At 72.2% G+C, this 19,563-nt stretch carries 14 protein-coding genes; 2 read left to right on the forward strand and 12 right to left on the reverse strand.

Annotated features, from left to right (window positions below):
* Positions 1 to 441 precede the first annotated feature (441 nt).
* A complete protein-coding gene (locus ABZ887_RS12255) occupies positions 442 to 1,449 on the reverse strand; it encodes a stage II sporulation protein M (protein ID WP_361286744.1) in 1,008 nt (335 codons plus the stop codon).
* A gap of 141 nt (positions 1,450 to 1,590) precedes the next feature.
* Between ABZ887_RS12255 and ABZ887_RS12260 the strand changes: the two genes are divergently transcribed.
* Positions 1,591 to 2,538, forward strand: coding sequence for an RDD family protein (locus ABZ887_RS12260; protein ID WP_361286747.1), 948 nt, complete (start codon positions 1,591 to 1,593; stop codon positions 2,536 to 2,538).
* Between the two features lie 35 nt (positions 2,539 to 2,573).
* Here the strand turns inward: ABZ887_RS12260 and ABZ887_RS12265 are convergent, their stop codons facing one another.
* The 9 genes from ABZ887_RS12265 to ABZ887_RS12305 form a co-directional block, all read right to left on the reverse strand.
* Positions 2,574 to 3,200 (reverse strand): hypothetical protein, encoded by a 627-nt coding sequence (locus ABZ887_RS12265; RefSeq protein ID WP_361286750.1) that lies wholly within the window; start codon positions 3,198 to 3,200, stop codon positions 2,574 to 2,576.
* A 191-nt stretch (positions 3,201 to 3,391) separates the two neighbouring features.
* On the reverse strand, positions 3,392 to 4,849 hold the full coding sequence (gene ahcY / locus ABZ887_RS12270; RefSeq protein ID WP_361286753.1) for an adenosylhomocysteinase: 1,458 nt from the start codon (positions 4,847 to 4,849) through the stop codon (positions 3,392 to 3,394).
* A gap of 543 nt (positions 4,850 to 5,392) precedes the next feature.
* A complete protein-coding gene (locus tag ABZ887_RS12275) occupies positions 5,393 to 6,373 on the reverse strand; it encodes a cation diffusion facilitator family transporter (protein WP_361286756.1) in 981 nt (326 codons plus the stop codon).
* Between the two features lie 117 nt (positions 6,374 to 6,490).
* The gene (gene manA / locus ABZ887_RS12280) at positions 6,491 to 7,642 is read right to left on the reverse strand and encodes a mannose-6-phosphate isomerase, class I (protein ID WP_361286759.1); all 1,152 of its coding nucleotides are present in this window, start codon (positions 7,640 to 7,642) and stop codon (positions 6,491 to 6,493) included.
* Between the two features lie 155 nt (positions 7,643 to 7,797).
* Positions 7,798 to 8,925, reverse strand: coding sequence for an SIS domain-containing protein (locus tag ABZ887_RS12285; RefSeq protein WP_361286762.1), 1,128 nt, complete (start codon positions 8,923 to 8,925; stop codon positions 7,798 to 7,800).
* 77 nt (positions 8,926 to 9,002) lie between these two features.
* Entirely contained in the window at positions 9,003 to 9,173 is a 171-nt protein-coding gene (locus ABZ887_RS12290) for a Trm112 family protein (protein ID WP_089102354.1), read from the reverse strand.
* A gap of 285 nt (positions 9,174 to 9,458) precedes the next feature.
* Positions 9,459 to 10,826 carry a phosphomannomutase/phosphoglucomutase gene (locus ABZ887_RS12295; RefSeq protein ID WP_361286765.1) on the reverse strand — a complete coding sequence of 456 codons (1,368 nt, stop codon included), beginning with the start codon at positions 10,824 to 10,826 and terminating at the stop codon, positions 9,459 to 9,461.
* 329 nt (positions 10,827 to 11,155) lie between these two features.
* Positions 11,156 to 12,772 (reverse strand): L-lactate permease, encoded by a 1,617-nt coding sequence (locus ABZ887_RS12300; protein ID WP_361287329.1) that lies wholly within the window; start codon positions 12,770 to 12,772, stop codon positions 11,156 to 11,158.
* 188 nt (positions 12,773 to 12,960) lie between these two features.
* Positions 12,961 to 13,386 carry a DUF3499 domain-containing protein gene (locus ABZ887_RS12305; protein WP_217550991.1) on the reverse strand — a complete coding sequence of 142 codons (426 nt, stop codon included), beginning with the start codon at positions 13,384 to 13,386 and terminating at the stop codon, positions 12,961 to 12,963.
* A gap of 278 nt (positions 13,387 to 13,664) precedes the next feature.
* On the opposite strand from ABZ887_RS12305, the gene ABZ887_RS12310 reads away from it, so the two are divergent.
* Positions 13,665 to 14,117 carry a metallopeptidase family protein gene (locus ABZ887_RS12310; RefSeq protein WP_361287333.1) on the forward strand — a complete coding sequence of 151 codons (453 nt, stop codon included), beginning with the start codon at positions 13,665 to 13,667 and terminating at the stop codon, positions 14,115 to 14,117.
* 67 nt (positions 14,118 to 14,184) lie between these two features.
* On the opposite strand, the gene ABZ887_RS12315 is transcribed toward ABZ887_RS12310, so the two are convergent.
* A complete protein-coding gene (locus ABZ887_RS12315) occupies positions 14,185 to 15,675 on the reverse strand; it encodes a DUF5719 family protein (RefSeq protein WP_361286768.1) in 1,491 nt (496 codons plus the stop codon).
* A complete protein-coding gene (locus ABZ887_RS12320; protein WP_361286771.1) occupies positions 15,672 to 19,373 on the reverse strand; it encodes a glycosyltransferase in 3,702 nt (1,233 codons plus the stop codon). Before ABZ887_RS12320 ends, ABZ887_RS12315 begins: the two co-directional genes overlap by 4 nt.
* Positions 19,374 to 19,563: the final 190 nt, after the last annotated feature.

The raw sequence follows: 19,563 nt of genomic DNA on the forward strand, positions 1-19,563 counted from the left end.
GCGTTGACTTTTGGCACGCTGTTGAGTTCTCAAGGAACGGTCGCTTCCTTTGTACTCACCCTCTCGGGCTTTCCTCCGGGCTTCCCTTCGGTGTTCCCAACCTTACCAGATCCGTTTTCCGTTCCGTTTCCGGTCGGAATTCATTTCCGGTGGCCGTTGGGGGGCCTTTGCCTTTTCGATTGCCTTTCGGCTCTCTTTCGGCGAGTCCGACTTTATCAGAAGTTCTTGGCCGGTCTGACCGGCCACTCATTTCTGAGTAAATCGGAGGGTGGCTTCGATGTTCGGAGAGACTCTCCGTTGTGAAGCAGATCGATTCTAACGATCGGCCCTGAACCTGTCCAGTTCTAGGCAACTGTTTGAATCTACCTCCCCGTCCAACCCGTGTCAACGGGTCTTCCGGGACGAGGAGGAGACTAGCAGCTCACGGGAGGGGTCCGCACATCAGGCGGCCGTTGGGACGAACGCGCTGCGCTCGGTCTCCTCGAGGTCACCCGTCTCACCGGCGCGAGCGGCACGGCCCCCGACGACAAAGACGTACGCCAGGAAGGCCAGCTCAGCCACTACTCCGATGCCTATGCGGGCCCAGGTCGGCAGGCCGGACGGGGTGACGAAGCCTTCGATGGCGCCGGAGACGAACAGGACCAGGGCCAGGCCTATCGCCATGCCCACGGCGGCGCGGCCCTCTTCCGCCAGAGCCGTACGACGGCTCCGGGGGCCGGGGTCTATGAGAGTCCAGCCGAGGCGGAGTCCGGTTCCCGCGGCCACGAAGACCGCGGTGAGTTCCAGCAGCCCGTGCGGGAGGACCAGGCCCAGGAAGGTGTCGAGGCGGCCGGCCGAGGACATCAGGCCGAAGCCGACGCCCAGGTTGAGCATGTTCTCGAAGAGGATCCAGAGGACCGGAAGGCCGAGAAAGACGCCCAGGACCAGGCACATCGCGGCGGCTCTGGCGTTGTTCGTCCACACCTGGGCCGCGAAGGAAGCCGCGGGATGGCTGGAGTAGTAGGTCTCGTACTCGCCGCCGGGGCGGGTCAGCTCGCGCAGCTGGCTGGGGGCCGCGATGGTCGACTGCACGTCCGGGTGGGTGCCGATCCACCAGCCGAGCACGATCGCGACCGCGGTGGAGATGAGCGCGGTCGGGACCCACCAGTGGCGGGAGCGGTAGACGGCAGCCGGGAATCCCTGCCCGAGGAAGCGGGCGACATCGCGCCAGGACGCGCGGCGGGTGCCTGTCACCGCGCTGCGCGCGCGTGCCACGAGCTGGCTGAGGCGCCCGGTGAGCTGTGGATCGGGAGCGCTGGACTGGATCAGGGAGAGATGGGTGGCGGTGCGCTGGTAGAGCGTGACGAGTTCGTCGGCCTCGGCTCCGTTGAGGCGTCGCTGGCGGCGGAGGAGCGCGTCGAGGCGGTCCCACTCGGCGCGGTGTGCGGAGACGAAGACGTCGAGGTCCATCGGGTCTGCCTGCTCCTCGGCTGGTCGTCGACTGCCTGTCGTAGCAATGTCGCAGCTGTCAGCTTGTCGTACTGCGGCGCGATGCGTGCTCAGCTTGGCAGACTTGCGCTGTACAGGGCAGACCAGGGGAAGGCGGCGGGCGTGAGTGAGCTGGTGACCGGTGAGGCGGTGGCGCTCGAACTGCGTCCTGCGAGGCTGCCCAGCAGGGCGCTGGCCGTGCTGCTCGACCTGATCGTCGCCTTCACCGTGTACATCGCCGTTTCCATAGGCCTGGCGGCCGCCACGGCCTCGCTCGACGACGCCGCGCAGATCGCCCTGGCGATCGCGGCCTTCCTGCTGGTGCTGGTCGGTGCGCCGATCGCGGTGGAGACGCTGAGCCACGGTCGCTCGCTCGGGAAGATGGCGTGCGGACTGCGGGTCGTGCGGGATGACGGCGGGCCCATCCGGTTCCGGCATGCGCTGGTGCGGGGCGCTCTCGGCGTGGTCGAGATTCTGGCGACGTTCGGGGTCGTCGCCTGTATCGCCTCGCTGGTCTCGGCGCGCGGGCGGCGGCTGGGGGACGTGTTCGCGGGGACCCTGGTCGTGCGGGAGCGGGTGCCCGTCGGGCAGACCCGTTTCGTTCCGCCGCCTCCGCCCTGGCTGGCGGGACGTTTCGCCGGGCTGGACCTGTCGGCCGTTCCGGACGGGCTGTGGCTCGCGGTCCGGCAGTACCTGACGCGGATGCAGCAGCTCGATCCGCAGGTCTCGTGGACGATGGCCGCGCAGCTCGCCGGCGATCTCGCGAGCCGGACGGGGACTCCGGCGCCCCCGGACATTCCGCCGGCCGCATATCTGGCGGCGGTGGTGCAGGAACGGCAGGCCCGCGAAGTCCGGCGGGCCTTCGCCGACCATGCTCCTCCGTCTTCCGGTGCCCCCGCCGGGTACGCGCCTCCGGCACCCGGTAGGCCTCCGGCACCCGGTATGCCCCCGGTGTCCGGTATGCCTCCTGGCGCTGTGCCTGCCCCGGTCCCTCAGCCGCCGGCCGCGCCCGTCGCTCCTCCCGCGGCGGCGGCCGAGCGGCCCGCCACCGGATTCGTGCCGCCGGCGTAGGCGCGGTTCGGCCCATCGGTTCGTCGGCCCGCTGTTCAGTCGTCGGGGTCCTTGAAGACCGACGGCGGTGACTGCAGGTCCTCCAGCTCGATTCCGGGGGCTGCCAGGACCACGTCCCCGGCGAGGTGCACCAGGTGCTGTTCGCCCGTGTCCAGGGCTGTGACCTGGTATTCGTCCACTGTCAGGGGGCCGTTGTCAGTGGCGTGTGTTTCTCTTTCCAGCAAGGCCCAGGACTGGTCCACGGTGCGGGGGGCGAGGACCGGGTCCGTGAAGGCCACGAGGCGTACCCGGGTCGCGGCGGCGGAGGGGGTGAGGCGCAGCAGACGGGCGGTGGCGACCAGGAACGCGGGGGACGTGCCGGTGAAGGCATGGGCGCGCACATTGCCTTCGGTGGCATGGATGCCGGTGGGGTCCGTGCGGACCCAGGTGACGCCGTCCAGGGCGGCGCCGCGCACCTGCCAGCCCCCGGCGTGGAGTTCTAGGCGGACGGGGCGGCCGAGGTCGTCGAGGGCGAGATCGACCGAGCCGCCGTGGTCACCGGAGGGGGTGGTCACTTGGGAGACATAACGCCAGCCGGAGGGGCCGGGGGCGCACTGGAAGTGTTCTTCGCCGAGGGGGGTGTGATCGTGCGGATCGTGAAGCGAATAGCGGCCGCGGGGCATGGGGGTCCTGGAGCTTGACGGGGTGTGGGTCCGGCACCCGGACCCGCGGTACGGCCGCGCGGGCGGTCGACGGGCCAAAGGGGCAGGCCCCCGGCACGGGGGTGCGGGGGCCTGCCTCGGCGGACCGGAGGACCTGCCGCCGGGAGAGCGCGCGGTGCACGGGTGCGCTTCCCGGTGGGCAGGGCCCGGGCTCAGTAGCGGTAGTGGTCCGACTTGTACGGACCCTCGACCTCCACGCCGATGTACGCGGCCTGCTCGGGGCGCAGCGTGGTCAGCTTCACGCCGAGCGAGTCCAGGTGCAGGCGGGCGACCTTCTCGTCGAGGTGCTTGGGCAGCGTGTAGACGCCGACCGGGTACTCGTCGGGCTTGGTGAACAGCTCGATCTGGGCCAGGGTCTGGTCCGCGAAGGAGTTGGACATCACGAACGAGGGGTGGCCGGTGGCGTTGCCCAGGTTCAGCAGGCGGCCCTCGGAGAGGACGATGAGAACCTTGCCGTCGGGGAAGGTCCAGGTGTGGACCTGCGGCTTGACCTCGTCCTTGACGATGCCGGGGACCTTGGCGAGGCCGGCCATGTCGATCTCGTTGTCGAAGTGGCCGATGTTACCGACGATGGCCTGGTGCTTCATCTTGGCCATGTCCGAGGCCATGATGATGTCCTTGTTGCCCGTCGTGGTGACGAAGATGTCGGCCTTGTCGATGACCTCGTCGAGGGTCGTGACCTGGTAGCCGTCCATCGCGGCCTGCAGGGCGCAGATCGGGTCGATCTCGGTGACGATCACGCGGGCGCCCTGTCCGCGCAGGGACTCCGCGCATCCCTTGCCCACGTCGCCGTAGCCGCAGACGACCGCCGTCTTGCCGCCGATCAGGACGTCGGTGGCGCGGTTGATGCCGTCGATCAGCGAGTGGCGGCAGCCGTACTTGTTGTCGAACTTCGACTTGGTGACGGCGTCGTTGACGTTGATCGCCGGGAACAGGAGGACGCCGTCGCGCTGCATCTCGTACAGGCGGTGGACGCCGGTCGTGGTCTCCTCGGTCACGCCGCGGATCTCGGACGCGAGCTGGGTCCACTTCTGCGAGCCGTCCGTGATGGTGCGGTGCAGGAGTTCGAGGATGACGCGGTGCTCGTCGGACTCGGCGGTCTCCAGGCCGGGGACCTTGCCGTCCTTCTCGTACTCGACGCCCTTGTGGACGAGGAGGGTGGCGTCACCGCCGTCGTCGAGGATCATGTTGGGGCCGCCGGTGGGGCTGTCCGGCCAGGTCAGCGCCTGCTCCGTGCACCACCAGTACTCCTCCAGGGTCTCGCCCTTCCAGGCGAAGACCGGGACACCCTGCGGGTTGTCCACCGTGCCGTCGGGGCCGACCGCGATGGCGGCGGCCGCGTGGTCCTGGGTGGAGAAGATGTTGCAGGACGCCCAGCGGACCTGTGCGCCCAGGGCGACCAGGGTCTCGATCAGGACGGCGGTCTGCACGGTCATGTGCAGGGAGCCGGTGACACGGGCGCCGGCCAGGGGCTGTGCGTCCGCGTACTCCTTGCGGATCGACATCAGGCCGGGCATCTCGTGCTCGGCGAGGGTGATCTCCTTGCGGCCGAAGGCGGCCAGGGAGAGATCGGCGACCTTGAAGTCCTGTCGGTTGTCGACAGTCGTCATTGCGAGCTGCTCCTCGGGTTGGGTCGAGGGTGGGTACGGCTGGTCTGCGCGGCGGCGGACACAGGGGTGCCCGAGAAGAGGACACAGGCATGCCCACGTACGCGCAGCGCAGTCCGTCGGAGGCCCTCTCTCCCTCGGACGGTCCATGTGGGACCGCCCGACCGCCATCAGCAGCGACGTCTGGCTCCGTCCCAAGCTACACCGGAGAAGCGGGCCGTCCCCAGTCCGCCTCCGAACAGATCACGCCGTTCGAGGAGGGTGAGCGCGGTCGGTGGGCGTGCCGGCGGGGGTGCGGTGGGGGTGCGGTGGGGTGGTTGCTCGGGGTGCGGGGTGCGGGGGGATCCGGGGGTTCCGGTCGGTTTCGCGGGGTGTGCGGGGGCTGCGCCGCCTCGGGTGGCGAGGGCGTCGGGGGATCGGCCTGATCGATCCGGTCGGCCCTGCACGCACGGGGGATGCGGCGTCCGGGCGGCGGATGACGACGGGCCCGCTCCCCGGCGGGTCGAGGGGAGCGGGCCCGGGCCCGTGCTGTCGCGCGGAGGGGGATCAGTGATCGGCGGGGTGGGGGGTCGGGCCGCCCGGGGTGGCTTCCGGGTCGGGGCCCTTGGCGGCCTCCGCCTCGCTGTAGATGTCGGGTTCGAGGTAGATAACGCGGGCGATGGGGACCGCGGTGCGGATGCGGGCCTCGGCGGCGTTGATGGCCCTGGCGACCTCGGCGGCCGTGTCGTCGTGCTGGACGGCGATCTTGGCGGCGACGAGGAGTTCCTCGGGGCCGAGGTGGAGTGTGCGCATGTGGATGATGCCGGTGACCGTGTCGCCGTCGACGATGGCGGCCTCGATCTTCTCGACCTCCTCGACGCCCGCGGCCTCGCCGAGCAGGAGGGACTTGGTCTCGGCGGCCAGGACGAGGGCGATCAGGACGAGCAGGACACCGATGCAGACCGTGCCGATGCCGTCCCAGACGCCGTCGCCGGTGATCAGGGCGAGGCCGACGCCGAGGAGGGCGAGGACGAGGCCGATGAGTGCGCCGAAGTCCTCGAGGAGGACGACCGGCAGTTCGGGGGCCTTGGCCCGGCGGATGAACTGCGACCAGGACAGCTTGCCGCGCAGCTCGTTGGACTCCTTGATGGCCGTCCGGAAGGAGAAGCCCTCGGCGATGATCGCGAAGAGGAGGACGCCCACCGGCCAGTACCAGTGCTCCACTTCGTGGGGGTGGTTGATCTTCTCGTAGCCCTCGTAGATGGCGAACATGCCACCGACCGAGAAGAGCACGATGGAGACGAGGAAGGCGTAGATGTACCGCTCGCGGCCGTAGCCGAAGGGGTGTTGCGGGCTTGCCTCGCGCTGGGCCTTCTTGCCGCCGATGAGCAGCAGGAACTGGTTGCCGGAGTCGGCGAGCGAGTGGACGCCCTCGGCGAGCATCGACGAGGAACCGCTGAACGCGAACGCCACGAACTTCGATGCCGCGATCGCGAGGTTGGCTCCGAGTGCCGCCACGATCGCCCTGGTGCCGCCTGACGCGCTCATGTGTTCGCGTTGTCCCTTCTCGTTCTCGCCGTCGTCCGTCTACGCCGGTACTCGTCTTTGCCCGTGCTTTGCCGGAGGGTCATTCTTGCAGCCCCTCGGCGAGAGATTCGGACCCCCTCAGACGATCACCGTGGCACGGAAGACCGTGCCGGCGCCCGACACCTCCGCCTTCTCACCCGCGGGGACGAACACCGACCGGCCGGGGGCCAGGTCGTACTCGCCGACGCGGACCGTGCCGGCCGTGCAGAGCAGGATCTGCGGGGTCTGCAGGGTGAGGTCGTGGGCGGCGGTGCCCTCGGGCAGGACGTACCGGGAGAGCCGGAACTCGTCGATCGGCGTCTCGTAGACCTCTTCGCCGTCCGGGGCGGCCTCGGGGCGCAGTACGCCCGCGTCGCCCGCCTCGAAGCGGACGACGCGCAGCAGTTCGGGGACGTCGACGTGCTTGGGGGTCAGGCCGCAGCGCAGGACGTTGTCGGAGTTGGCCATGATCTCGACGCCGAGGCCGTTGAGGTAGGCGTGCGGGATGCCGGCGCCGAGGAAGAGGGCTTCGCCGGGCTGCAGGCGCACGTGGTTGAGGAGCATGGCCGCGATCACGCCCGGGTCGCCGGGGTAGTGGTGGGCGATGTCGGCGTAGGCCGCGTAGTCGCCGCCGAGGCGGGTGCAGGCGGCCGTGGCCTCGGCGACCGTGTGGGCCATCTCCTCGCGGTCGGCGCTGAGGATCGCGGTGAGAACCTCGCGCAGGGCCGCTTCCTCGGGGTGGGCGCGCAGCAGGTCGACGTACGGCTTGAGGGAGTCCACGCCGAGGCCGTCGAGGAGTTCGGCCGTCCGCTCCGGGTCACGGAAGCCGCACAGGCCGTCGAACTCGGTGAGGGCGCAGATCAGTTCGGGCTTGTGGTTGGCGTCCTTGTAGTTGCGGTGCGGGGCGTCGATGGGGATGCCGCGCCGCTCCTCGTCCTCGTAACCCTCCCTGGCCTGTTCCAGGTTGGGGTGCACCTGGAGGGAGAGCGGGGCGCCGGCGGCGAGGATCTTGAGCAGGAAGGGCAGGCGCGGGCCGAACCTGCCCACGGCCGCCTCGCCCAGTTCGGCCTTCGGGTCCGCGTCGATGACCTCGCCGAGCGTGCCGCGCGCGGTGCGCGAGGGGGCACCCGGATGCGCACCCATCCACATCTCCGCCTGCGGCTCGCCGCTGGGCTCGACCCCGAGCAGCTTCGGGATGGCGGTCGTCGAACCCCAGGCGTAGGGGCGGATGGTGTTGTCGAGGAGATCCATGACTTCTCTCTGCCGGTTCTCTGCGGGCAAGGGCGAACAAGGTCGTGCGGGGGCGCACGGCGGCGGCGGTGTTCACCTCGTGTTCCCCTACCGGTTCGCCTCGGTACGCCCCTCAGGTCGTCCTTCGTACGGCGGGCCCGGTGTCGGTGTCCACCTCAGGCCCCCGAAGCGAGCGTCAGGTAAACGGCGGCGAAATCCGTGACGGCGATCAGTTCCGCCAGGGTCTCCAGCTCGTCGCCCGGCTCGGGCTCCAGCTCGCTGATCGGGGTGTCGTGGCTGAGGGCGAGGTCGCGGGCGGCGGGTGCGGCGGTGAGGCCGCCGATGGGGCGGTCGCGGAGCAGCACCACGCGCGCATGCAGCGCGGGTGCCTCGTCCACGCGGTCGCGGAAGAAGTCGTCCGGGTCGGCGCTGGCCGCGAGCGGTCCGGCGAGCAGCGCGGTGTGGGCCGCCAGGGCCTCGGGAAGTTCGGCGACCAGGGCGGGTCGGCCGGCCAGTTCGGCGAGGGCGGCGGCGAAGCGGCGGCCGGCCGGGCCTGCCGAGTCGCCCTCCGTCCAGACCACGGGGAGCGCGTCGGCGAGTTCCGAGGCGAGGGTCTTGGCCGGGTTGCTGTAGGTCACGATGGCCGGGCCGCAGCGCTCGGCGATGCGGTCGAGGCGGTCGGCGACCTTCTCCAGGTCGTCCGGCGGGGCGCTGACCAGGCCGACCCGGTCGAGAAGGGCGAGCAGCGGGGTGAGCAGCGCCCACAGGACGCCCGGGGAGGAGCCGGCGAGCGGTTCGCCGTGGTCGTACGGGGCCGTCGCCATCGGCATGAACAGGCCGTGGGCGCCGGCCACCGCCTCTTCGAGCGGGGTGCCGGCGGGGGCCACGGCGGCGACCGAGCAGCCGCGCCGGTAGGCCTGGTCGGCGAGGAGGGAGAGGCTGGGTTCGGTGCCGTCCGGGGTGGCGATCAGCAGCAGGTCGACGGAGCCGGCCCAGCCGGGGAGCTCCCAGCGCAGGGCGCCGGCGGCCGGGGCGACGCCGGTGGGGGCCAGGCGGGTGACGGGGCTGCCGGGGCCGGCCAGCGTGCCGAGGAGGTCGGCGGCGTGGGTGGCGGCGACGCCGGGGCCCGCGATCAGTACGGCACGGGGGCGGCCGTCCGGCTTCAACTCCTGGACACCGGCCTCGGTGGCGTGCCGGGCGGCCGTACGGACGCGGGCGCCGGCCTCGGCTGCGCCGCGCAGGAGACCTCGGCGGTCGGCCTCGGCGAGGCCCTCCGGGGTGTCGAGCAGCGATTCGTCGAGCATGGAGCGGCCTCCGGTTGCCGGGGTCCTGATGTTCTGGTGTTCCGCGGTTGTCGTGCCTGCTGCCTACTGCCTACTGCTTACGCGGGGCGGCGGGCCTCGTCGACGAGGAGGACGGGGATGTCGTCGCGGACGGGGTACGCCAGGCCGCAGTCCTGGCCGGTGCAGATCAGCTCGGCGTCCTGCTCCTTGAGGGTGGCGTGGCAGGCCGGGCAGGCGAGGATCTCCAGGAGGCCGGCTTCGAGCGGCATGGGGGTTCCCTTCGGGGGTGGATGTTCGCGTGCGGTCAGGTTACCGCCGGTGGGGTGGGTTGGGCTGGCCGTCGGTGACGGGTGGCCGTCCGCCGGGGTGACCGCCCAGGGGGCTCCGCCCCCTGGACCCCCGAGACCCTCGCCCACCCACCACCCGACTCGGCAAGTCGAGAAGCGAGGGCGGGGCGAGGTGGCTCGGCCGACCGAGAGCAGCCCGGCGCACAGGGCGACTCCGCCAGCCGAGAGCAGCCCGGGGTGCAGGGTGACTCGGTCGGGGAGCTGGGCTCACGCCCTGATGATCGCCAGGACCTCGTCGCGGATCTTCGTCATCGTCGCCTCGTCCCTTGCCTCCGCGTTCAGGCGCAGCAGCGGCTCCGTGTTGGAGGGGCGGACGTTGAACCACCAGTCGGCGGCGGTGACGGTGAGGCCGTCGAGGTCGTCGAGGGTGACGTCGTCGCGGTCGCCGTAGGTCGCGCGGATCTCCGCGAGGCTGGCCTGCTGGTCGGCGACGGTGGAGTTGATCTCGCCGGAGCCGGTGTAGCGGTCGTACTGGGCGACCAGGGAGGAGAGGGGGGCGGGTTGGCCGCCGAGGGCGGCGAGGACGTGCAGGGCCGCCAGCATGCCCGTGTCGGCGTTCCAGAAGTCCTTGAAGTAGTAGTGGGCCGAGTGCTCGCCGCCGAAGATCGCGCCGGACCTCGCCATCTCGGCCTTGATGAAGGAGTGGCCGACGCGCGTGCGGACGGGGCTGCCGCCGTTCTCCCGGACCACCTCGGGGACGGTCCAGGACGTGATCAGGTTGTGGATGACCGTGCCCTTGCCACCGTTCTTCGCCAGCTCGCGCACGGCCACCAGGGCCGTGATCGCCGACGGGGAGACCGGCTCACCGCGCTCGTCCACGACGAAGCAGCGGTCCGCGTCGCCGTCGAAGGCCAGGCCGAGGTCGGCGGACTCGGCGCGCACGCGCTCCTGGAGGTCCACGATGTTGGCGGGGTCGAGCGGGTTGGCCTCGTGGTTCGGGAAGGTGCCGTCCAGCTCGAAGTACATCGGGACCACGGCCAGCGGCAGGCCCTCGAAGACCGTCGGGACCGTGTGTCCGCCCATGCCGTTGCCCGCGTCGACCACGACCTTCAGGGGGCGGACGGAGGTCAGGTCCACGAGTGAGCGCAGGTACGCCGCGTAGTCCGACAACGTGTCGCGGGAGGTGATCGTTCCCGGCGTAGCGGCCGGCTCGGGGGCACCCTCCTGCGTCCAGCGCTCGGCCAGCTCCCGGATCTCCGTCAGGCCCGTGTCCTGGCCCACCGGCGCGGCTCCCGCGCGGCACATCTTGATGCCGTTGTACTGCGCGGGGTTGTGCGAGGCCGTGAACATCGCGCCCGGCAGGCCCATCGCGCCCGAGGCGTAGTAGAGCTGGTCGGTCGAGCAGAGGCCGATCTCGGTGACGTCGACGCCCCGGGCCGCGGCACCGCGCGCGAAGGCGCGGGACAGAGCGGGCGAGGAGGGCCGCATGTCGTGGCCGACGACGATCGCGGCGGCACCGGTCACCTGGACGAACGCGGCGCCGAACAGCTCGGCGAGTGCCTCGTCCCACTGGTCCGGAACCACCCCGCGCACGTCGTACGCCTTCACGATCTGCGACAGATCAGCAACAGCCACTGGCCAACCCTCCTGAAATCCTCTCGGTCGCCCCAAACTACCTGTTCCGGGTGAGGGGCCGACGCGGGATCCCCCGGCCGATGCCCGGCGGATGCCCGGCGGCCTCCTGGCTGTGATCTGCGGCGATCCGGTCGCGGTGGGGAGAAGCCGGTCCCGGTGGGTCGAAGCGGGTCGCCGCGCGTCGAAGCCGGTCGCCGCGCGTCAATACCGGTTCCCCTGCGTCAAAGCCGGCCGCCCTTTGTCGAAGCCGGTCGCCGTGCGTCGGTCGCCGTGCGTCGAAGCCGGTCGAAGTCGGTCGAAGTCGGTGGCGGTCGGTCGAAACCGGTGGCTCACGGCAGCATCCAGCTCAGCACCGGACCGCTCTGCGCCACCACGATCAGGCACATCACCAGCAGCAGTCCGAGGCTCCACGGCAGCACCCTGCGCAGCAGGTCCCCCTCCCGGCCCGCCAGGCCCACCGCCGCGCAGGCGATCGTGAGGTTCTGCGGGGAGACCATCTTGCCGAGCACGCCGCCGGAGCTGTTGCCGGCCGCCAGGAGTTCCGGGGAGAGACCCGACTCGTGGGCGGCGCTCACCTGGAGGGCTCCGAAGAGGGCGTTGGCCGAGGTGTCGGAGCCGGAGACGGCGACGCCGAACCAGCCGAGGACCGGGGAGAGGAAGGCCAGACCCGCGCCCGCCGCCGCCACGAAGTGGCCGATCGTCGCGGCCTGTCCGGAGAGGTTCATGACGTAGGCGAGGGCGAGGACGGACGTCACGGTGAGGATGGCGTACCGCAACTCCCGTACGGTCGCGGCCCATTCCGCGACCGCCACGCGCGCGTGCACGCGCAGGACGGCCGCCGTGGCGATGCCGGCGAACAGGACCAGCGTGCCGCCCGTGGCGACGATCGGCCAGGTGAAGAGATTTCCTCCGACCGGTTCACCCTTGGGGTTGACGACGTCCAGGAAGGGCCAGTCGTAGACCCGGTTCGCCTTCGTCAGCCAGTCCTTGACCGGCGGGATCTGGGCGACCGAGAAGACCGCGATGATCAGGGCGTACGGGGCGTAGGCGCGCAGGACTTGGGGCCGTTCGTCGCGCACGTCCAGGTCGGCGCTGCGGGCGCCGGTGAGGACGGCCACGCGGACCTCCTCGGTCGCCGGTACGCGCGCGTGCGGTACGGCGAGGAGGGCGGCCGCGCCTGCCAGGGCGGCGCAGATGTCGGCGAGTTGGGCGGAGAGATAGTTGGAGGCGGCGAACTGGGCGGCGGCGAAGGCGACTCCGCACGCCAGGGCCGGCACCCAGGTCTCGCGCAGCCCGCGTACGCCGTCGACCAGGCCGACCAGCACCAGCGGCACCACCAGGGCGAGGAGCGGGGTCTGGCGGCCGACCACGGAGGCGACCGAGTCCAGGGGCAGACCGGTGACCTGAGCGAGCGTCACCACCGGGGTGCCCATCGCGCCGAAGGCGACCGGGGCGGTGTTGGCGACCAGGGAGACCACGGCCGCGCGGACCGGGTCGAAGCCGAGGGCGACGAGCATCACCGAGCAGATCGCGACCGGGGCACCGAATCCGGCCAACGCCTCGAGGAGGGCGCCGAAGCAGAAGGCGACCACGAGGGCCTGGATGCGCGGGTCGTCGGAAAGTCGCCCGAACGAGCGGCGCAGGACGTCGAAGTGGCGGGTGCGGACCGTCATCCGGTACACCCACAGGGCGTTGACGACGATCCACAGGATGGGGAACAGGCCGAACGCGGCGCCCTGCGCGGCGCTGGAGAGGGTCTGGTCCAGCGGCATGCGGTAGGCGAGCCGCGCGACGAGTACGGCCGCGAGAAGGCCGCTCAGGCCCGCCAGGTGCGCTTTCACGCGTACCCCGCCGAGCAGGACCAGGACGATCAGCAGCGGCAGGGCCGCGACGAGGGCGGACAGGCCGAGCGAGTCGGCGACGGGTTCCAGTTCCTGGACGTACACGGGCGCCTCCCCGGGTTCCGGCATGCGGAAAGCGATTTCCCGCCGACGGTCACCCGGAATGGTCGCGTCCATGACAAGCACGCGTCAATGGGTGTGCGGCACGGGAATCCGCGCGCGTGAAAGACAACTGGAGGGCAATCGGAAAGCAACCGGAGGGCGACAGAATGAGCGGTGGACCCGGGGAGACGTCAGTTGTCCGGCGACCGCAGCACCCGCAGGTGGCCGCGCCGTGCGACCTCCATCGGGTCCGCCCCGCGACCGCCGCCGCCCGCTCCGGCCGCCCGCTCCTGGGGGCGGGCCGCCTCGCGCACCGCGTTCGCGAGGGCTTCCAGGTCGTCCCCGCTCGGACGTGCGGGAGCGGAGCTGTCGAGGAGCCGGACGACCTCCCAGCCGCGCGGGGCGGTGAGGCGCTCGGAGTGCTCGGCGCACAGGTCGTAGCAGTGGGGTTCGGCGTAGGTGGCGAGCGGGCCGAGGACCGCGGTCGAGTCGGCGTAGACGTACGTCAGCGTCGCGACGGCGGGTCGGCCGCAGGCGGTTCGCGAACAGCGACGTACAGGGCTCACGACGTTGGACGGTACCGCACTCTTGAGCGGGCCGCGACGACTCTCCCCCAGGTCACTCCACCGTGTCGGACTGTGAAACGCCCCACACACCCCTCCGGACACGCCCTGCTGACCTGCACGGAAGGGGTCGTCCGGGGTCATGGTCGACGCCGCATCCGGTCACGAGTCTGTACAAACACCGTCAATTGCCTTGAGCTCGCCGGTCTCGTGGAGATATGGAAACGAGCCCAACCTTGGCTGGAATGGTCATCCTGCGACATGCCGTACCGGGCGGTCCCGGTGCATGGGGCGGCGCGGCCGGAGCCCGCGAGGACTACGCTTCACCAGTGATGGACAACCGTGTACCGCCCCGTGCCGCCGGCCCCGGGCCTCGTCGACGCGATCGCCACGGTCGGGGCATGCGCGGGCCGATCGCGCCACCTCAGGTGCCGCTGGCCGCGAGCCGCGCCGACGTGTTCGCGGACCTGGTGCAGGACTCCGTGGAGCGACTGGAGCGGCGCTGGCCGCAGCTCGCCGACATCGATTTCCTGGTCCTCGAAGTACCCCGGCTCCAGGACCGGCACGGCGACAGCTGGGACGACGAGGCGGTGCCGCTGGGCGGCATCATTCCCGCGCGCGAGGGACGCCGGGCGCGGGTGGTCGTCTACCGGCGGCCGGTCGAGATCCGCACCAAGGGGCGCGACGAGCGGGCCGCTCTGGTGCACGAGGTCGTCGTGGAGCAGGTCGCCGAGCTGCTCGGCCTCACCCCGGAGACGGTCGATCCCCGGTACGGCGAGGACTGAGCCCCCTCCCACTAGAGCCCCCTCCCACTGAGCCCACCCGGCGACCTCGCGCCAACTTCTGCGGCACCTACTTCTGCAGCACCGACACGTCCTGGTCCGCCTCCGGTACGGCCACCGTGCCGCGGTCGTCCGGGAGGGTCTGGATCGTGAAGCCCGGGACGCCGTCCTCGGTGGCCGCCAGGGTGCGGGCGCCGTAGACCGGGCCGCCGGAGACCGTCTCCACGGTCAGGGCGTAGGTGCCCTTCAGGCCGGACGGGACCGGGGCGTCGACGTTCTGGGTGGTGCCGGACTTGATGGTGAACGTCTTGGAGACCGCCGTGCCGCCGCCGCTGCCCGCCGACGCCGTGACCTTGACCTGGGCGGTCGCGGTGGGGGCGGCCAGGGAGAGGGTGGTGCCCTTGCCGCTGTTGTCGGCGGACGTCGCGCGCGTGCCGACCGGTGCGGTCGCCGGGATGTACGCGGTTTCCTGGTTGGCGCCCTTCCCGCGGGTGACGCGCAGGGCGGCCACGATCGGGACGGACTGGTCGCTGGGCGTGAGGATCAGCGACCCCGCCTCGCCGCGCGTGACGTCGCCGAGGTCGGTCGCGGTGGTCATGCCCGACTTCACGTGCAGCGTCTCGTTGCCTGCCGGGGTGATCGTGCCGTCCGGGGAGGCGAGGCGCACCTTCAGGTCCGCGTCGTTGTCGCCGGTGGTGAAGGCGATCAGCCGGACGTCGGTGGCGTCCTTGGGGATGCCGGGCAGCACCAGGCTGCCGGACGGGTCGGCGGAGGCGGCCAGCCAGTCGCCGCCGGTCTTGTCGTCCAGGGCCTGCACGCTCGCGCCGACCCGGCCGCTGCGCACGCTCACGTGCACGGTCAGGTCGGTCTGCCGCTCGTCGGTGAGCGTGGACAGCAGGACCGGCTCACTGGCGTGCGGCTGGACCGTGATGCCCTCCCCCACCGTGGACTTGAGCTGGCCGTCCTTGCCGTACAGCTCGATGTCGACCACGGCGGCGCCGTCGTCGGGGTTGGTGAGGTGCACGTAGTCGGTGCGGCTCGCGGCGGTGCTGGCGCCGGGGAACCAGAAGTCGGTGTCGGCCGCCGTGCAGGTGACCCCCTGGAGGCCGCGTCCGGTGCCCGCGGCGACCTCGGTGGTCTCCTGGACCGTCCAGCCGGGGGCGTACTTGCCCTCGGCGGTGCCGACGTAGGCGGGCCCGTCGGCGCCCGAGGTGTCCCCGGTGGCCGGGGTGCCGGGCGTCTTCGGGGTGAGGACGGGCTTCGCCGCCTTCTTCTTGCCGCCGCCCGTCCCGTCCGCCGACTGCTCGGAGGCGGCCTGGAGTTCGGCCTTTCCGTCGCTCGTGGTGCCCTTGGTGACGGGCGTGAACGACGTGTACGAGGTGTCGGCGATGTCGGACAGGCTGGGCGCCGGGCACAGCAGTGTGGTGCGCTCCACGGGCAGCTGGGCGGCCGCCTCGGCGGTGTGCGCGGGGGTGGTGGCCGGCGGGTCGAGCGCGGCGAACCCGGTGACCGCCGCGAGGGCGGCCGTGCCGGCGAGCAGGGACAGGGTGGTGCGGTTCACTGCTGGCTCCCGTCGTGGTGCTCGCCGCCGGTGCCGTGGGTGTGCTGGGCGGCCGGGTCGTAGGCGGGGTCGTAGCCCTGCTGGTACGTCGGGTCGTACGCGCCCTGCCCCTGCTGCCCGCCGTAGGCGTACGGGTCGTACTGGCCGGTCTGGTAGGGGTCGTACGTCTGCTGGTCGTAGCCGCCGGTCTGGTACTGGCCGGTGCCGGCGTCGGCGTCGGCGCCCTGGTACGGGTCGGCGTAGCCGGTGTCGTAGCCCTCGGTCTGCGGGTAGGACGCCGGGTCCCACTCGTCGTACGACTGCTGGTGCGGGACCGCGGCCGGGGTCTCCTCCTCCGGTGCCGCCGACGGGAAGCCGGTGTCCTCCGGGGTCTCCTGGTACCCCTCCTGGGCCTCCTCCTCGGCCTCCGCCTGGGCGCGCAGGCGGCGGGCGCGGCGGCCCTCGCCCTCGGCGGCCTGGGCGGGGACCGGCTGCTCCTCGGGGAGGTCGTCGTCGACGTCGCGGCGGCGGCCGGGCAGGGCGAGGACGACCAGGACGACGGCGAGCGCGCCCTGTGCCCACAGCCAGGCGGTGTGGGTGAACGGCGTGTCGTAGGTGACGTCCAGCTTCCCGCCGGAGGAGGGGAGCTCGAAGCCCTGGGCCCAGCCGTCGACGGTGGTGCGGGTGAGCGGCTTGCCGTCCAGGGTGGCCGTCCAGCCCTCGGAGGCCGAGTCGGCCAGGCGCAGGATGCGGCCGTCGGCACCGGTCGGGACGGTGGTGTGGATGTCGACGGATCCGGCGGCGACGGAGTCGGGGGTGCCGGAGCCGTTCGCGGAGACGATGGTCGCGCGGGAGACCTGCTGGTCGACGCGCCACAGGGCGCCGCCGTTCTGCTGGCTGAGCCGGGACAGGCCGGGCGTGGCGTCGAGCACGCGGGTGATGTCACGCGGTGCGCCCTTGTGGACGAGGACGTAGCGCACGGCGAACCCGCCGAGCTGGTCGGCCTGGTCGGCGCCGGAGCCGGCGACCAGGTTGGCGACGACCTTGTCGAGCGTGGCGTTCTCGCCGTCGGCGGCGGTGACCTCGGCGTCTCCCATGCGGGCACCGGAGCCGCGCACCAGCATGTAGGACACGCGTGCGGTGCTGTCGCTGTCGAGGACGAGGGTGCGGACCTGGTCGGTGGTGGTGCTGTCCTCCGCGACGAAGGCGGGCACCTGGGCGGGGTCGCGCCGCTCGACCGGGCCGTCGGCGCCCGCGATCATCCAGCCGGCGGCGAGCAGCAGCGGGCCGGCGGCGGAGGCGAAGGCGATCAGGGCGGCCACCGGCTGGCGCCAGCCGAAGCTCTGCTCGGCGACGCGCGAACGTGCCCCGTCGGCGCCGAGCGCGGCGGCGGACAGGATCGCGATGGCGTAGACGAGGGTCGCGGGGCCGGCCCAGGTGGACTTGTTCGACAGGACCGCGAAGACCAGGCCGACCAGGGCGACCGCCCAGGCGGTGCGGATGGCCGACTGGCGCTCGGAGCGCAGCAGGGCGGCGAGCGCGGCCAGGACGACGCCGACGAGCATCAGCCCGTTGACCGTGCCGGGGCCGCCCGGGCTGGCGCCGAGCAGGTCGAGGGCGGAGGCGGCCGAGGAGCCGTACTCGAGCCCGGCCTCCTTGAAGAAGCCGAACGGCAGCAGCGTCAGCGACCAGGGGGCGAGGACCAGCAGCGGGGTGCCGAGCTGGACCAGCAGCCGCAGGCCGGAGGCGACCAGGTCGGCGCGGCGGACGGCGAGCACGGCGAGGCCGAGGACCAGGGCGATCGGCCAGACGATCGGCGTGAACGCGGTGGTGATGGTGAGCAGCAGGGCGTACGCCCAGGTGGCGCGCCAGCTGCCGCGCGCTCCCGAGGAGCTCGCGAGGCCGCCGGCCGCGACGCCCGCGCGGGCGATCAGCGGCAGCAGGATCGCGAGGACGGCGGTGCCGATGCGGCCGCCCGCGAGGGCGCCGGTGGCGGCGGGCAGGAAGGCGTAGGCGATGGCCGCCCAGGCGCGCAGCAGGCGCGAGGTGACCAGCGGGCGGGAGGCGAAGTAGGCGGTGAACCCGGCCAGCGGTACCGAGGCGACCAGCAGCACGGTGACCGCGAGCCCGGTGGAGCCGAACAGCAGGGAGGCCAGCGCGGCGACGATGGCGAGGTACGGCGGCGCGGCCGGGGTGCCGCCGGCGCCGACGGCGTGCCAGGCGTCCAGGTAGCGCGACCACAGCTCGCTCGCGGTGCCCGGGGCGGGCAGCAGGGCGCCGCCCGCGAGCGCGCCGGAGCCGAGCAGGGCGCGGCAGGCGGCCAGCGAGATCAGCAGCAGCACCAGGAAGAGCACCGGGCCCGGCTTGCGGGCGATGCGCTTGAGGCGGGCGAACTGCTCGATCTCCAGGAAGTCGGCGTCGTCGCCGCCGGGCCCGGACTCGACCGCGCCGCCGTGCCGGCCGGCCGCGGAGATCTCCTCGTCGCCGCCGAAGAGGTTGCCCGCGACCTGCTCGACGGTGGCCCGGACGGTGGCGCCGGGCGGCGGGAACAGGGGGCGCAGCTCGCCCTTGTCGAGCTGGGAGCGGCCGCGCCTGCGCCGCCCGGCGATGATCCGCTCGGGCCGCAGCAGGGTGCCCAGCAGACCGCGGATCTCGTCGAGGGCCTGTCCGGGGACCTTGCCGACGAGGTAGGCGACGGTGCGCAGCAGGGTGCCGAGGACCAGGCGGAGCATGATCCAGGGCAGGGTGGCCGTAGGGGCGTTGACCAGCAGGGTGTAGATCGCGCCGGCCTTGTCGACCTTGTGCGGGGAGGTGGTGGTACGGCCGGCGCAGTCGACGGCGCGGCGCTCGCGGGAGGCGGCCTCGGCGTGCCGTACGACGGCCTCGGGGGCCACCAGGACGCGGTGTCCCGCGTTGTGCGCGCGCCAGCACAGGTCGACGTCGTCGCGCATCAGGGGCAGTCTGCGGTCGAAGCCGCCGAGCTCCTCGAAGACGTCGCGACGGATCAGCATGCCGGCGGTGGAGACGGAGAGCACGGGCCGCACGTGGTCGTGCTGGCCCTGGTCCTGCTCGCGGCGGTCCAGGCCGGTCCAGCGGCGCCCGGAGTTGGCGATGGTGACGCCGACCTCGAGCAGCTGCCTGCGGTCGTACCAGCCGCGCAGCTTGGGGCCGACGACCGCCACGTCGTCGCGGCCCAGCTCCAGCTCGTTGTCGACGACCCGGAGCAGCTGGGTCAGGGCGCCGGGTTCCGGGGCGCAGTCGTCGTGCAGCAGCCACAGCCACTGGACCGGTTCGCCGTACGGCAGCTCGGGCATGTCGTAGGCGTCGTCGCGCCACTGGCGGGTGACCGGGTCCCAGCCGCTGGGCCGCTTCAGGTACGGCAGGTCGTCCGGAGTGAGGACGGGCGCGGTGCGGCTCGCCTCCTCGACGGCCTGGCCGAAGCCGGTGCGGCGGGCGAGGTGCAGGACGTTGGCGTCACCGAGGGACTCGGTGAGCAGCTGGGCGGAGTCGTCCGCGCTGCCGGTGTCGGCCGCGACCGCGTACTGGACGGGGCGCTCCTGGCCGAGCAGCCCGGCGAGCGCGGCGGGCAGCCAGCGGGCACCGTCGTGGGAGACGAGGACCGCGGTCACCACGTGACGCGGGAACTCGGGCGGGCGGGTCGGGTCAAACCCCGCTGTGGCAGCCGTGTCTTGGGCTGCCGTGTGGCTGTGCACGGACATCGAGGTACGGGCCCCGGTTCGATGGACTGCGGTGGACTCCTGCGCCCGCTGGTGGCGGCGAGGCGTCTCGGACGAGCGCCCACACTATCGGCTGGGCATGTCGACGGCCCGCCGCCTGTGGATAACCCACCGGCGACGGGCCGTTCGCGCAGCTCAGATGTGTGCGTTGGATGGACGTCCGCTCCGGACC

The organism is Streptomyces sp. NPDC047061, assembly GCF_040643955.1.
Classification (GTDB): domain Bacteria; phylum Actinomycetota; class Actinomycetes; order Streptomycetales; family Streptomycetaceae; genus Streptomyces.

Bases quoted from the DNA above. Each gene is read 5' to 3' on its own strand.
- ABZ887_RS12255 (WP_361286744.1), bottom strand. From the start codon at position 1,449: ATGGACCTCGACGTCTTCGTCTCCGCACACCGCGCCGAGTGGGACCGC.
- ahcY (WP_361286753.1), bottom strand. From the start codon at position 4,849: ATGACGACTGTCGACAACCGACAGGACTTCAAGGTCGCCGATCTCTCC.
- ABZ887_RS12290 (WP_089102354.1), bottom strand. From the start codon at position 9,173: ATGCCGCTCGAAGCCGGCCTCCTGGAGATCCTCGCCTGCCCGGCCTGC.
- ABZ887_RS12310 (WP_361287333.1), top strand. From the start codon at position 13,665: ATGGACAACCGTGTACCGCCCCGTGCCGCCGGCCCCGGGCCTCGTCGA.
- ABZ887_RS12275 (WP_361286756.1), bottom strand. From the start codon at position 6,373: ATGAGCGCGTCAGGCGGCACCAGGGCGATCGTGGCGGCACTCGGAGCC.
- manA (WP_361286759.1), bottom strand. From the start codon at position 7,642: ATGGATCTCCTCGACAACACCATCCGCCCCTACGCCTGGGGTTCGACG.
- ABZ887_RS12265 (WP_361286750.1), bottom strand. From the start codon at position 3,200: ATGCCCCGCGGCCGCTATTCGCTTCACGATCCGCACGATCACACCCCC.
- ABZ887_RS12285 (WP_361286762.1), bottom strand. From the start codon at position 8,925: ATGCTCGACGAATCGCTGCTCGACACCCCGGAGGGCCTCGCCGAGGCC.
- ABZ887_RS12320 (WP_361286771.1), bottom strand. From the start codon at position 19,373: ATGTCCGTGCACAGCCACACGGCAGCCCAAGACACGGCTGCCACAGCG.